Origin of the sequence: Parafrankia discariae (assembly GCF_000373365.1) — a bacterium.
Lineage (GTDB): Bacteria > Actinomycetota > Actinomycetes > Frankiales > Frankiaceae > Parafrankia > Parafrankia discariae.
This window is the reverse complement of the sequence record NZ_KB891246.1, coordinates 20,101-32,779: the sequence shown is the minus strand read 5'-3', so window position 1 is coordinate 32,779 and position 12,679 is coordinate 20,101. Positions and strand designations below refer to the sequence as shown.

Annotated in this window: 10 protein-coding genes and 1 pseudogene; 6 read left to right on the top strand and 5 right to left on the bottom strand. The window is 70.0% G+C overall.

The window, feature by feature from the left end; translation table 11 throughout:
• Positions 1–172, bottom strand: a pseudogene (locus B056_RS38080) (IS5/IS1182 family transposase); the annotation flags it as partial.
• 57 nt (positions 173–229) lie between these two features.
• Positions 230–1,792 carry an LCP family protein gene (locus B056_RS0126520; RefSeq protein WP_020572722.1) on the bottom strand — a complete coding sequence of 521 codons (1,563 nt, stop codon included), beginning with the start codon at positions 1,790–1,792 and terminating at the stop codon, positions 230–232.
• Between the two features lie 324 nt (positions 1,793–2,116).
• Between B056_RS0126520 and B056_RS0126515 the strand changes: the two genes are divergently transcribed.
• The 6 genes from B056_RS0126515 (at position 2,117) to B056_RS0126490 (ending at position 8,932) form a co-directional block, all read left to right on the top strand.
• On the top strand, positions 2,117–3,775 hold the full coding sequence (locus tag B056_RS0126515; RefSeq protein ID WP_018504879.1) for a carotenoid oxygenase family protein: 1,659 nt from the start codon (positions 2,117–2,119) through the stop codon (positions 3,773–3,775).
• 135 nt (positions 3,776–3,910) lie between these two features.
• The gene (locus B056_RS0126510) at positions 3,911–5,158 is read left to right on the top strand and encodes an NAD(P)/FAD-dependent oxidoreductase (protein WP_026240184.1); all 1,248 of its coding nucleotides are present in this window, start codon (positions 3,911–3,913) and stop codon (positions 5,156–5,158) included.
• Positions 5,159–5,213: 55 nt separating this feature from the next.
• Positions 5,214–6,413, top strand: coding sequence for a cytochrome P450 (locus B056_RS0126505; protein WP_026240183.1), 1,200 nt, complete (start codon positions 5,214–5,216; stop codon positions 6,411–6,413).
• Complete coding sequence (locus B056_RS0126500) at positions 6,413–7,315, top strand: class I SAM-dependent methyltransferase (RefSeq protein WP_063826667.1); 903 nt, start codon at positions 6,413–6,415, stop codon at positions 7,313–7,315. Before B056_RS0126505 ends, B056_RS0126500 begins: the two co-directional genes overlap by 1 nt.
• Before the next feature lie 226 nt (positions 7,316–7,541).
• Positions 7,542–8,393, top strand: a complete 852-nt coding sequence (locus B056_RS0126495) for an SAM-dependent methyltransferase (RefSeq protein ID WP_018504875.1) — start codon at positions 7,542–7,544, stop codon at positions 8,391–8,393.
• An 80-nt stretch (positions 8,394–8,473) separates the two neighbouring features.
• Positions 8,474–8,932 carry an SAM-dependent methyltransferase gene (locus B056_RS0126490; protein ID WP_018504874.1) on the top strand — a complete coding sequence of 153 codons (459 nt, stop codon included), beginning with the start codon at positions 8,474–8,476 and terminating at the stop codon, positions 8,930–8,932.
• Between the two features lie 133 nt (positions 8,933–9,065).
• Here B056_RS0126490 and efeB read toward each other — a convergent pair whose 3' ends face one another.
• From efeB to efeU, 3 genes are all read right to left on the bottom strand, one after another.
• Complete coding sequence (gene efeB / locus B056_RS0126485; RefSeq protein ID WP_018504873.1) at positions 9,066–10,451, bottom strand: iron uptake transporter deferrochelatase/peroxidase subunit; 1,386 nt, start codon at positions 10,449–10,451, stop codon at positions 9,066–9,068.
• Entirely contained in the window at positions 10,448–11,635 is a 1,188-nt protein-coding gene (gene efeO, locus B056_RS0126480) for an iron uptake system protein EfeO (RefSeq protein ID WP_026240182.1), read from the bottom strand. Before efeO ends, efeB begins: the two co-directional genes overlap by 4 nt.
• A gap of 67 nt (positions 11,636–11,702) precedes the next feature.
• Positions 11,703–12,605: an iron uptake transporter permease EfeU gene (gene efeU, locus B056_RS0126475; protein WP_018504871.1), complete on the bottom strand. Its 903-nt coding sequence runs from the start codon at positions 12,603–12,605 to the stop codon at positions 11,703–11,705.
• Between the last annotated feature and the right edge of the window lie 74 nt (positions 12,606–12,679).

The following is a 12,679-nucleotide window of genomic DNA, read 5'->3' as shown; positions in this document are numbered from 1 at the left end:
CCAGCAGCACCCGGTCCGGCAGAGGCAACGCCCACGGCCGTCCCGGCCGCCCGTCGGCGATCCGGTCCCCGCCGCGCTGGGCGACGAGACGGACCAGTCGGCGGAACTGGGTCGGCTTCAACCCGGTGAACGGGAAGATCCACTGAGGGTCGGCGGCGGAGATGACCTGCACCCCAACATGATCTACCAGGCAGCCCCGAGGCCCGGCATCCGGGTTACGAAACAGCCTTTAGAGGGTGCAGTTGGGGGGCGGTGGCGCGTCCTGGGACGCGGGGGCCGCCGGGGCCGGGGCCGTCGCGCCGGCGGCGGGGGTGGCACTGGTCGCCGCCGGGGTGACGACGCCGGTGTACCCGCCGCCGAGGATGAGGCGGATCCCGGTGATGGTCGGGTCGGCGCGGGAGACCGAGCCGGGCACCGCCGCCTGCACCGTCCACGCGGCCTGCTGCTGACCGGCGCCGTAGAGCACCTGTGACCTGGCCTGGGCCCGCGGTTCGGCGTTGCCGGCGCTGGTCGCCTGGAAGCCCTCGCGCGTCAGCGCCGTCGTCGCCTTCGCGGCCAGGCCGGCGGTGCCGGAGCCGTTGTAGACGGCGACCGCGACCTGTTCGGGCGGGACGGTCACCGGGCCGGGCGTGGCCGAGGCGGTCGTGTCCTCGACGGTGACCCCGTCGACCTGACCACCGAGTGGCAGGACGATCCGCGCGAGGTCGACCGGGTCGTAGAGCTGGACCGCGCCGAAGGGGGGCAGCGTTCCGTCGTCCGGGTTCCCGCCGTCGGCGCGCCCGGGCGCCCGGGTCGGCAGGGTCTCGACGTGCAGCGCGCCGTCCGTCATGCCCTTCATCGACAGCCCGAGTTTCATGAGCTCGTCGAGTGAGGTGTTCTCGTCGAGGGTGACCGCGGCGGTGGCCGCCCGGAGCAGCGCCCCCGACTTGAGCGGGTTCGTCAGGACGTCGCCGCTGGTGGCCTTGTGCAGCACGGCGCCGAGGAACTGCTGCTGGCGGTTGATCCGGGCGATGTCGCCCTGCATGAACCCGTGCCGCTGGCGGACGAACGCGAGGGCCTGCTCGCCGTTGACGTGCAGGGTTCCCGGGCCGCCGGACCAGCCGCTCATCGTGTCGTGGGTGTTGGTGCTCACCCGCCACCGCCCGGCGTCGTCCTGGAAACGGTCCCGGAAATCCGAGGGCAGCACGCAGACGTCGACGCCGCCGATCGCGTCGGTGATCTGCTTGAAGCCGGCGAGGTCGACCGACACGTAGTGGTCGACCCGCATCCCGGTCAGGCTCTCCATCATCTTGATCAGCAGCGACGGGCCGCCGTCGGCGATCGCCGAGTTGAACTTGCCCCGGTGCTTCTTGTGCACCTTGCCGGCCTGGTCGGTGTACTCGGGAATGGCCACGAGGGTGTCGCGCGGGAACGAGACCGTCGTGGTGGCCCCGTCCTCGGCCACGTGGATCAGCATCGTGGTGTCCGAGCGCTGGCCGGCGACGAGCGAGGCGCCGCCGTACTCGTCGCCGGTGCCCGCGCGGCTGTCCGTACCGACCAGCAGGTAGTTCTCGACGTCGTGCTCGGCGGCCGGGCGATCGCCGCCCAGGTCGAGACCGATGTGGTTGACGTTGCCGTTGGCGTAGGCGTAAAGCGACCAGCCACCCACACTGAACATCAGTACGGTGACGGAGAGCGCGCTCGCGAGCGCGGTACCGAGCCGCCCGCGGCCGGCGCGCCCACGCCGGGGCCGGCCGGATCCGTCGTCTCCCCGCAGGCTCAGCTGGGCGGGAAGCGGCGCATCTCCTGGCACGGCCACATCTCCTCAGCTCCGCCCGATGTACCCGATTCGAGATGATAAGCGGGCCCGGGTGGCACCCCCGAACGGGGATCCGCACAGCGGGACGGCCGGCCCCCGCGGCTCCCGTCGACCCGGGCTCGCCGTAGATCAACTTGTCACGTCGCAGATCAACCGACGCCGCCTCACCTGGCGACGCGACGGGCAATGCCAATAGATCCATTAATTGGCATTATTTCGACGGCGTCGCCGCGGTGACATCTGGAGGATGTGAGAACAAATCCGTCGCGACCAGAGTCCTGAATTCCACTCGGCGAGCCGAACTCCCAGGGAAATGACATGGGCCATGCACTTCACCACGCTCTTGAACCGAGCACCGAGTACAACGTCGACCTGACGGTTACTGCCGGCCGGTGGCCCGACGGGCTGACCGGGAGCGTCTTCGTCATCGGGCCGGCGCAGCCGACCGCCGTCGATTTCATGTTCGCCGGCCCGGGCCTGCTCACCCAGGTGGACCTCGAGACCAGGCACTGGCGGACGAAACGGGTCGTCACCCCCGACCTGGCTCTTCTCGACGGCCTCGGCCGGGCGTTGCCACCGGCCGAACTCGCGGAGCTGACCGCCGGCGGACGGCCGTCCCTGACGAACGTGGCGCCGCACTTCTTCGGGGACCGGCTGCTGCTCACCGGCCTGAGCCAGCGGCCGGTCGAGTTCGACCCGGCGACGCTGGAGTTCAGGACCTTTCTCGGCGGGGTCGGTGAATACCCCGAGGTCGTCGCGCATCCCCTGCTCCCCGGTGTGCGGACGGCGGCGCACCCGGTCGAGGACCTCGACGACGGCTGCATGTGGTGGTGCAACACGAACCTCCGCCCCCGGGGTTCGTCCACCACCGACATGGAAGGTCCCATGTGGGTGGTCCGCTGGGACGGCCACGGCGACGTCGAGACGTGGCACGTACCCGGTGCGCACCTGACCCAGGGCGTGCACGAGATGACGGTCACCCAGGACTACGTGATCTTCACGGAGATCGGGTTCCAGCCCGAGCCCGGCGCCGTCGCCGGACGTGGCCGCACCAAACCGCATCTGCCCTTCACCGACGTCTACCTGGTGGCCAAGCGCGATCTCACCGCGGCCCGCCGGGGCAGTGATGTCCCGGTGACCCACGCCCGCGTCCCGCGCGAGTCGTTCCACCACTTCGCCGACTACCGCCAGGACGGCGACGACGTCACGATGTACCTCGCCCATTCGAACGGCTGGGACCTCAACTACACGCTCACCGACGCCGACAGCGTCTGGGGAACCGGCTCCGGTCTCGCCAAGGGCCTGCCCGGCTTCGTCCCCGCCCCGGTGGACGCCTCACCGGTCGGCCGCTATGTGATCGACGGCCGAACCGGTCGGGTCAGGGACAGCCGGGTCTTCCTGGACGCGGAACGACACTGGGCCACGCTGGTCTACGGTCGTGACCTGCGGCGCCCGGGGCTCGAACGTGGCCGTCACCTGTGGCAGTCGTACTGGGGCTGCGACACCGGGATGCTGGCCACCCGCGTCGTCGAGATGTACCGGGACCACCCCTATCGCGTCGTCCCGGTGGACCGGTTGCCGTCGCGGGAGATTCCGTCGTCCCTGGTGTGCATCGACCTGGAGACGATGACCGAGCAGTCGGCCTGGTCGTTTCCCGCCGGCACGACCGGCGAGTCACCGGTGTTCGTTCCCGACCCCGCCGGCGGCCCCGGCTGGGCGGTGATCTTTGTTCACCACTCCGACCGGACCGAGCTTCAGGTGTTCGACGCCCTCGCTCTCGGCGCGGGGCCCGTCGCCGTCGCCACCGCCGCGGGCCTGAAACTGTCCGTCCAGTTCCACTCCGGGTATCTGCCCGACATCCGGCTGCGCGACACGGGCTACGAACGCTCTTTCGCGGCCGACCTCGGCGACGACTGGCGGCAGTTCTCGCCGGCCGCCCGCGGCGTGATCAGCCAGGTGCTGGAACAGTACGGCTGAGCGGCGCCGTTTCCCCGCTTCCCAACGGCTCCTTCCACCAGCGATTCTTTCCACCGGCGGCTCCTTCCACCAGCAATTCTTTCCACTGGCGGCTCTGCCCACCGGCGACATTATCTACTGCTGGAGCGTACGCGAATGTACGATGTGATAGTTGTGGGCGCGCGCTGCTCCGGGTCACCGGTGGCGATGCTGCTCGCCCGGCGCGGCCACCGGGTGCTCGCCGTCGACCGTGCCACCTTCCCGAGTGACACGGTCTCGACACACTTCATACATCAGACCGGTCTCGCCAGGCTCAAAGCGTGGGGCCTTCTAGATCGCCTCGAGGCGACGGGGGTTCCACCGGTCCGGCACATGCGGTTCTCCGTCGCCGACCTCCACGTCGAGGGATTCGCCGACACCGTCGAAGGAGTCACCGAAGCCTACTGCCCACGGCGCACCGTGCTCGACAAGATCCTGGTCGACGCCGCCCGCGAGGCCGGCGCGGAGGTGATCGAGGGTTTCACCGCCACCGACGTCCTCTTCGAGGAGGGGCGTGCCGCCGGAATACGCGGTGTGGCCCGGGACGGAACCGAAGAGGAGTTCCGGGCCCGCTTCGTGGTGGGCGCGGACGGCCCCAACTCGGTTGTGGCGACCAAGGTCGGGGCCGGATTCTACCGGGTGGTCCCCGCGCTGGGCTTCGTCTACTACTCCTATTACTCCGGGCTCGACTGGGGGCATCACAGCCGGATCCGTGATGAACGGCAGTTCGCCACCTGCCCGACGAACGACGGCCTGCACATGCTCGCGGTCATGCGCAAGCCTGATCGGTACCAGGAGTTTCGCGCCGACGCCGAGGGCGGCTTCCAGGCGGTGTTCGACCGGGTCGTACCCGAGCTCGGCGAGGATCTCCGGGCCCACGGAAAGCGGGAGGAGGACTTCCGGGGGATCCGCTACGCGGACAACTACTACCGGCAGTCCCACGGCCCGGGATGGGCGCTGGTCGGGGACGCCGGCTACCACAAGGACCCGCTCACCGGCTGGGGCATAACCGACGCCTTCCGGTACGGGGAGCTGCTCGCGCAGTGCCTGCACAGCGGGCTTTCCGGCGAGCGCCCGATCGACGACGCGACCGCCGAGTACGCCAGGCGGCGTGACGAGGAGAGCGCCGGGCTCTTCCAGCTGACCGTCACGATGGCCTCGCTCACGCTCCCGCCCTTCTTCCAGGCGGCCCTCACCGCCGCCAGCCAGAGCCCGACATACCTGAAGAAGTTCTTCGCGATGGTCGCCGGCGGATATCCGGGCGAGGACTTCTTCGCTCCGCGGAACCTGGAGCGGCTTTACGAGGAGGTCGGCACGCCGGTCGAGAACCGCCTGCTCACCGCCGCGGACCGCCCGGCCGGCTGACGGGCCGAGGCCCGCCCCACCCCCGCGGCTCAGCGACGACAGCGACGGAGAGATCATGGAGTACGACCCCTTTTCTCGGGCCATCGCGGATGATCCCTATCCCACCTATCGATGGCTACGCGACAACGCTCCCGTGTACCACAATCCAGAACGTGGCTTCTACGCCCTGAGCCGCCATGAGGACGTCCTCACCGCGCTGCTTGACGCGGAGACGTACCTCACCTCGCACGGAACCACCCTCGAGGGCATCGAGAACGGTTTCGACACCCTTCTCACCACCGATCCCCCGGCCCACGGCTGGAACCGGAAGATTCTGGCCAGACACTTCAGCGCGGGCCAGGTGCAGGATCTCGAGCCGCGCATCCGGGCCGTCGCCGCCGGGCTGCTCGACGAGGCGGCTGGAACAGGCCGGATGGATCTGGTCTCCGGCTTCTCCGCGAAGCTGCCCATGGTCATCATCGCCGAGATCCTGGGCCTGCCGGCCGAGCAACGGGAGGTCGTACGCGAGCTGTGCGGACGCCTCCTGGAACGCGACGCCGAGGACACGCCGGGTGTTCTGCCGGCCACTGCCACGCGCGCGGCGGCGGAGCTGGCGAAACTGTTCCTCACGCTGGTCGCCCAACGGCGCGGCCAGCCCGGGGACGACCTGGTGAGCCTGCTCATCCACACGTCTGTCGTCGCCGACGACGGCACCCGGCACCACCTCGACGACCAGCAGGTCCTCGGCCGGCTGGCCGAGCTGACGGTCGCGGGCTACGAGACGGTCATGAAGCTCGTGTCCAGCGGCACGGTGCGGCTCGCCGAGGCACCGGCGGAGCGCGCGAAGCTCGTCCGCGACCCGTCGCTCATCCCCCGCGCCGTCGAGGAGATGCTGCGCCTGGACCCCCCGGCCCAGTACACGGGCCGGTGGACCAGCCGGGACGTCGAGGTCCAGGGCACGGTGATCCCGGCCGACCGCCGGGTACTGCTGCTCCTCGGGTCGGCGTGCCACGACGAACGGGTCTATCCCGACGCCGAACGGATGGACATCCAGCGGGACATCGGCCGGCAGCTCGGGTTCGGGCACGGCATCCACCTCTGCCTGGGCGCGGCGCTCGCCCGCCTCGAGGCGCGGATCGCCTTCGAGGAACTGCTGGCCCGCCACCCCGGGTACGAGGTGGACTACGACGGCGTCGTCCGCACCTACTCCAGCAACCAGCGGGGGCTGAAGCACCTCCCGCTCGTCCTCGGCCCGCCACTGAGCCTGGTCGGCTGATGGTTTCCTCAGCGGGGCGCGCGTCAAGCCGTACCGCCGAGCACGTGGCGTTCTTCCGAGCCCTGGAGTCATGTCGGGGCGGCGTGCGCCTGTTCGTCGATCCGTACGCCGCCGGGTTTCTCCGGCCCGGCTACCGGCTCCTGGCGCGGCTGGCCGGCGTTCCACTGGTCGGTTCCGCGATCCCCCGCTATCTCGACCGGCGGTGGGTCAGCGGGCCACGGAGCTCCGCGGTGGTGCGGACCCGTCTCATCGACGATCTCCTGGGCACGGCGGTCGCCGCGGAAGCACGGCAGGTGCTGCTGCTCGGCGCGGGCTACGACAGCCGTGCCTACCGTATTCCGGCACTGGCGAAGCTGACGGTGTTCGAGATCGACCATCCGGCCACGCAGGAGGGCAAGCGGGAGCGGCTACGCCGCCGGCTGGGACCGGAGTCGTACGCCCACGTCCGGTTCGTACCGGTCGACCTCGAGCGGGAGGACGCCGAGCCGGCGCTGCGAAACGCCGGTTTCGCCACCGGGCCCACGGCCGTCATCTGGGAGGGGGTCACCGAATACCTGACCGCTGAGGCCGTCGACGCGACACTGCGCTGGCTCGCCACGGCGACAGCCGCCGGCAGCCTCGTCATCTTCACCTACATCGACCGCGGTGCCCTGGACGGCACGAAGGAGTTCGACGGCGCGGCCGAATGGCTCGCGACGGTCCGCGGCGTCGGCGAGCCGTGGAAATTCGGCCTCGACCCCGCCGGGGTTCCCGCCTACCTCGCCTCGCGTGGCCTGATGCTGGTCTCGGACCAGTCGGCGCGCGAGGCCGCCGTGAGTTATCTCGAACCTTTCGGTCGGCACGAGCCGGCAGCCGCCTTCTACCGCGTCGCGGCGGCACAGGTGGTCGGCCACCGGGCCTGACCGGGTGTTACCAGGCGCTACAGGTGAGCCGCGGAGCGATCGGCCTGACCGCGTTCGCATACGGACCGACAGCGGTCGGGAACATCCGGCTTCGGCCCACCGGCCCCCCGAAAAGCTATGGATCAGCAACAGGCGTGACCCTCCGATCCCACGCACCCACTCTTTGAGATGATCCGGGAGCCGGAACATCCGGTCTTTGATCATAAGATGGCACGGGAGGTCAAGCATGGCGAACAAGCCTCCCGGCAAGGGGCGCTGGCGGAAGTTGATGGACGAGATCCCGGCCGTCGACCTTCGGACCGACCTGCCGCATTCCGCCCGCATGTACGACTACTACCTCGGCGGGAAGGACAACTTCCCCGCCGACCGGGCCGCCGCGGACCAGGCGCTCCACGCCTTCCCCGGGCTGCGGATGACCGCGCGCCAGAACCGGGCGTTTCTCATCCGGGCCACCCGCCACCTCGCCGGTGAGCTCGGGATACGCCAGTTCCTGGACATCGGCACCGGCATTCCCACCAGCCCGAACCTCCACGAGGTCGCGCAGGAGATCATCCCCGGGGCGCGGGTGGTGTACGCGGACAACGACCCGATCGTGCTCACCCACGCCCGCGCCCTGCTGACCAGCAGCTCTCCGGGGCGCACCGCCTACCTCGACGCCGACATCCGCGACCCGGCCAAAATTCTGCGCGCACCGGAACTGCTCGACACCCTCGACCTGACCGAACCGGTCGCGCTGTCCCTGGTCGCGATCTTCCATTTCGTTCCGGACTCCGACGATCCCTACGGCATCGTCGACACCCTCGTGGACGCGCTTCCCACCGGCAGCACCCTGACGCTCACCCACGTCACGCCCGACTTCGCCCCGCGGGAGGTGGAACAGCTCGCCGAGATCTACCGGAAGCAGGGAATCCCCGCCCGCCCGCGCACCCACGCGGAGGTCGTCCGCTTCTTCGACGGTCTGGACCTCGTCGACCCCGGTGTGCGGCTCCTGCACCGCTGGCGCCCCGACGACGACACCCCGACCGACGTGACCGACGCCGAGGTCGGCGGCTACGGGGCCATCGCCCGCAAGGCCTGACACCCGGCGGGCAAAGCCTGACACCCGGCGGGCAGCGAGAGGGGACGGCCGTGGCGACGGGCCCGGAGGAAAGCAGGGCGGTGACGGACCTCGTCCCGATCGGGCTCGTGCGCAGCGAACGACGGGAGCTCACCGACGACAACTGGGGAACCGTGACCTCGGTGATCGCTCTGGACGCCGACCGGTTCGGCACGGACGCCCTGATCGGCCTGGACGGCTTCTCCCATCTCGAGGTCGTCTTCCACTTCCACCGACTGCCGCCGGCTGAGATCGAGAGCGGCGCCCGTCATCCGCGGAACAATCCCGACTGGCCGCTGGTCGGCATCTTCGCCCAGCGTGGCAAGTACCGCCCGAACCGAATCGGAGTCTCCCGCTGCCGACTGCTGCGGGTGGACGGCCTCGACATTCACGTCGTGGGTCTCGACGCCGTGGACGGCACACCGGTGCTGGATATCAAGCCCTACATGACACAGTTCGGCCCTCGCGGAGACATCACCCAGCCGGCCTGGGTGAACGAACTCATGCGCGACTACTACTGAAACACTCGGTCGCGCACCCGCCGAACGAGAGGTGGCGTCAGGCGACGTCCTGCACGATCGTCAGGACCGGCGGAACGCCGAGCTCCTCGATGACCAGGCGGACGGACGGAGGTCGGCCGGGGCGGCCGTGTTGTCAGGCGAAGAGCCGCTGGCCCCAGTACTGCCCGGCCTGGACGCCGGGCGGGCAGGCGAACAGGCCGCTGCCGACGTGCTGGATGTATTCGTTGAGCGCGTCGTTGGACCTGCCGGCCAGTGACTTCTGGATGGTGACGAACTGGGTCCGCGGGTCGCGCTGGTAGGCGATGAAGAACAGGCCGGCGTCGAGGCGGCCGAGGTTGTCGGTGCCGTTGGTGAAGGAGTAGCCGCGGCGCAGGATCACGGCGCCGTTGTTCTGGGTCGGGTGGGCGAGCCGTACGTGGGACTTGGCGTCGACGACCAGCTCGCCGGCGGAGTCCTTCGCCCCGAAGTCGATCGGGTCGAACTCGTCGCGCTGGCCGAGCGGGGCTCCGCTTCCCTTGGCGCGGCCGATGACCCGTTCCTGTTCGGTGAGCGGGGTGCTGTCCCAGGGCTCGATGAGCATCCGGATGCGGCGGCTGACGAGATAGCTGCCGCCGGTCATCCAGTCCGGCCCGTCGCCGGGCTGGGCCCAGACGTGGGTGTTCATGATGGCCGTGTCCTCGGCCTTGATGTTGGCGGTGCCGTCCTTGAAACCCATCATGTTGCGCGGGGTGGCCTGGCCGGTCGAGGTGGAGCTGGTGCGGCCGAACCCGAGCTGGGAGTAGCGCACCGAGGCGGTGCCGCGGGCGAGCCGGGCCAGGTTGCGGATGGCGTGCACGGCCACCTGCGGGTCGTCGGCACAGGCCTGCACGCACAGGTCGCCGCCGCTGGAGGCCGGGTCGAGGGCGTCGCCGGGGAAGGCGGGCAGGTCGGCGAGCTGCGCCGGTCGCGCGGCGGCGATCCCGAACCGGTCCTTGCCGTCGGCGTCGGTGAACAGACTGGTGCCGAAACCGAGCGTGAGGGTCAGCCGGGCGGGCGAGAGCCCCAGCGCCTCCCCGGTGTCGTCCGGCGGGGCGCCGGGCGCGCCGGAGACCGCGCCGGTGCCGACGTCCAGCCCGGCGGTCATTCTGGACGCCGCGTTGGTCCAGGCGGTGAGCAGCGCGATCAGGTCGTCGCGGGTGGCCGCCGGGCTGAGGTCGAAGGCGGCGAAGTGCAGCCGGTCCTGGACCGGGGTGACGATTCCGGCCTGGTTCGAACCGAAGAACGGAACCGTCCGGCCCGCCCCCGGCGACTCGTCCTCCGAGCTGGCGGCGACGAAGCCGGCGGCGGTGCCGCCCGCGCCGACAGCCGCGGCACCACCGAGGAACGCGACCAGGCGGCGACGGCTGAGGCCGCGCTCCGCGGGCGCGGACTCCGCCGCGACGGAGTCCGCCGTGGCGGGATCCGCGGTGGTGGGGTTCTCGGTGGCGGGGTCCGCGGTCGCGACGGCGTCCAGGCCGCTGGGGTCGGGCGACTGGCTCATTTGCTGGTCACGACTCCCGCGATCTGTCCGATGGGCTCGGAGATGGCGTCGACCTCGACGGCGAGGGCCTTGACCTCGTCCTCGGTGAGGCTGTCGTAGGAGATGTACGGGCTGCCGGCGATGTAGCCGTCGTCACCGGGCTTGGCCAGATGCTTGTCGAGCAGGCTGACCAGCGCGGGGAAGCGCTTGTCGAGCGTCGACACCAGCTCCGGGTCCTTCTCCTGCAGGGCCGGGCGCAGTGCGCTGTAGACGTACTTGGCGCCGTCGACGTTGCCGGCGAAGTCGACCAGGTCGATGCGGGAGTAACGCTCCTCCTCGCCGGTGACCTTGGACGCGGCGACCTCGTCGAGCAGGGACTTCGCGCCGTTGGCCATCACCAGCGGCGTGAGCTCCACGGTCTTGACCAGCTCGTTGAGCTTGCCGACGTTCGTGGTCAGCGCGGTCGCGAGCGGCTGCGTGCCGTCCAGGGTGTTCCCCTCGAACAGCTTCTGCTCGATCGCGTGGAAGCCGACGAACGGGGTCTCGGGGGTGGCGTCGTCGATGCGCATGTCGATGAGCGGGTCGAGGTCACCGAAGGACTCGGCGATCGGCTCGATGCGCTCGTAGTGCAGGCGCACGTTCGGGTAGGCCTCCTTCGCCTTGGCCACGTCACCCGAGTCGATCGCCGCGACGAACGTCGCGGTGGTGTCGACCAGCGCCTGGGTCTCGCTCGCGACGTAGGTCTTGTACGAGGTGACGGCGGTCCGCAGGTTCTGGTCGAGCGTCTGCGCCGGCGGGGCCTCGCCGGTGACCGTGAGCGCGGTGCGGATGCCGTCGCCCACCATGCCGGGCTTGCACGCCACCTGGTACTTGCCGGCCGGTAGATCGACGATCAGGTTGCGCTTCGTCGACGGGCCGATGTTCTCCACCTCGCCCATGATCCGGTCGCCGTCGGCGTAGACGTACACCTCGGTGACCTGCGACGCGGAGTTGGTGACCTCGAAGGTGTGCCGGCCGGCGGGCAGTTCGACGCTGGCCACCTCGCAGTTCTTGTCACCCGCGTTCACGGCGATCGGTCCGCCGCCGCCGCCGGCGCCGGACGAGCCGGAGTCGGTGGAGTTGTCCGACGAGCAGGCCGCGGCCAGGGTTGCGGCCACGACGACAGGACAGGCCAGGCGCAGTACGCGGCCGACAGGCGATTTCACCGGTTCTCCTCAGAGTTTCTGCGATGTGACAGCTGGATCTGGCGATGTGGCAGCTGGATCAGCTGGCTCAGCTGGTCGATTCCGACGGGACGGGCGACGGCCCGCTCGGCTGGCCCGGCTCGTCCGGCCCGCTCGGCTGGCTCGGCTGGCTCGGCTGGCCGGACCGGATCCGATGACCGAGGAAGAACACGGCCATGACCGGGACGATGTAGGCGGTCCAGGCGATCGCCTGGGCGACCGTGGTCTGCGGGGTGAAGTTGAAGACGCCCTTGAGCAGGGACCCGTACCACGAACCGGGTGGGATCTGTTCGCTGACGTCGAAGGCGAGGGTGTTCAGCCCGCCGATGACGCCGCCCTCCTGCAGGTCGTGGATCGCGTAGGCCAGCACGCCGGCCGCGATCACGATCAGGGCGGCGCCCGTCCAGGTGAAGAACCGGGCGAGGTTCAGCCGGACCGACCGGCGGTACAGCAGCCAGGCGAGCACCACGGCGGTCGCGATGCCCAGCGAGAAGCCGATCACCGGGTCGGTGGTGTTTCCCGCGGCCTGCACGGCCGACCAGAAGAACAACGCCGTCTCCAGGCCCTCCCGGGCCACCGCGAGGAAGGCCGTGAGAACGACGGCGAAGGTGCCCAGCTCCAGCGCCGTGGAGAGCCGTCCGTCCAGCTCGGCCCGCATGCCGCGGGCGGTGCGACGCATCCAGAAGACCATCCAGGTGACGAACACCACCGCGATCGCGGACATCGTGCCGCCGAAGATCTCCTGGCTCTTGAAGTCCGCGAGCAGGCTCGTCGACGTGTACGTCAGCAGCGCGCCGAACGCGACGCTGACCGCGACCGCCAGGGCCACCCCGCCGGAGACGACCACCAGCCGGTCCTGCCGGCCGACCTTGACCAGGTAGGCGACCAGGATGCTCACGACCAGCGCGGCCTCGAGGCCCTCACGCAGGCCGATCAGGTAGTTGGCGAACACGGCATCCGATCCTCCAGATCAACAACTATCTGGCGATAGTTGTTGGAGGTTAGGCATACCTAATGGTCACCAAA

Excerpts from the sequence above, each read along its gene's own strand:
- B056_RS0126510 (WP_026240184.1), top strand. The coding sequence starts at position 3,911 with ATGTACGATGTGATAGTTGTGGGCGCGCGCTGCTCCGGGTCACCGGTG.
- B056_RS0126495 (WP_018504875.1), top strand. The coding sequence starts at position 7,542 with ATGGCGAACAAGCCTCCCGGCAAGGGGCGCTGGCGGAAGTTGATGGAC.
- B056_RS0126515 (WP_018504879.1), top strand. The coding sequence starts at position 2,117 with ATGGGCCATGCACTTCACCACGCTCTTGAACCGAGCACCGAGTACAAC.
- B056_RS0126505 (WP_026240183.1), top strand. The coding sequence starts at position 5,214 with ATGGAGTACGACCCCTTTTCTCGGGCCATCGCGGATGATCCCTATCCC.
- efeB (WP_018504873.1), bottom strand. The coding sequence starts at position 10,451 with ATGAGCCAGTCGCCCGACCCCAGCGGCCTGGACGCCGTCGCGACCGCG.
- B056_RS0126500 (WP_063826667.1), top strand. The coding sequence starts at position 6,413 with ATGGTTTCCTCAGCGGGGCGCGCGTCAAGCCGTACCGCCGAGCACGTG.